Source organism: Myroides sp. DF42-4-2 (assembly GCF_030326445.1).
In the GTDB taxonomy this organism is placed as follows: Bacteria; Bacteroidota; Bacteroidia; order Flavobacteriales; family Flavobacteriaceae; genus Flavobacterium.
The window spans coordinates 1-613 of record NZ_JACAKI010000064.1 but is presented as its reverse complement, the minus strand read 5'-3'; the positions used below and the strand labels follow the sequence as shown (position 1 = coordinate 613).

Genomic DNA, 613 nt, shown 5'->3' with positions numbered 1-613 from the left:
AACATTCAGTAATGATTGACTTAACCACAAGATGTTTTCATTTGTTATTCTTTCGGGCGATTTCGTTTTGATTTGATTAAGCGTTTTCGTTAAATGTCCGTCTTTGTCGATTAGGTTCATTTGGTCAAAATCGCTAAATGTAACTATTCCGTCCCAAGATTTGATAATTTCAATTTCCTCTGTTTTTAAAAAATGAAATTCTCCTCTAACCAAATTCTCAAAAATAGCAACTTCGGTTCCATATTCATTTATAAAATATAAAGCCACAGGATGAATTTGATTTACCCATTTTTCCGACGAGAAATTTTCTTTATTTTTTACAAAGATGTAAAATTCGATGTCAGAATATTTGTCTCCTTCGTTTTTGGTAAATGAACCATACATAAAAACAGCGGAAATATTTTCGTCTTGTTGAGCTATAGATTTTGTTTTGTTAATCATTTGTAACTGTGTCATTTTTTCTAATTTTTAAAAGTTAATAATAGAAAATTCCATTACTTTTTGAAAGCAATGAAAAGGTTTAAGTTTATATATTTTGGACAGTTACTTATAGCTTCATCGGATTATATTTTTTTATGTTCAACATTCTGTTTGGTAAAATTACCGCTAACGG

General features: G+C 28.7%; 1 protein-coding gene. It reads right to left on the bottom strand.

The window, feature by feature from the left end:
* Nucleotides 1-456 (bottom strand): aminoglycoside 6-adenylyltransferase (locus HX062_RS16155; protein ID WP_286468136.1); only part of this gene is annotated, 456 nt, incomplete at its 3' end.
* Nucleotides 457-613 lie beyond the last annotated feature (157 nt).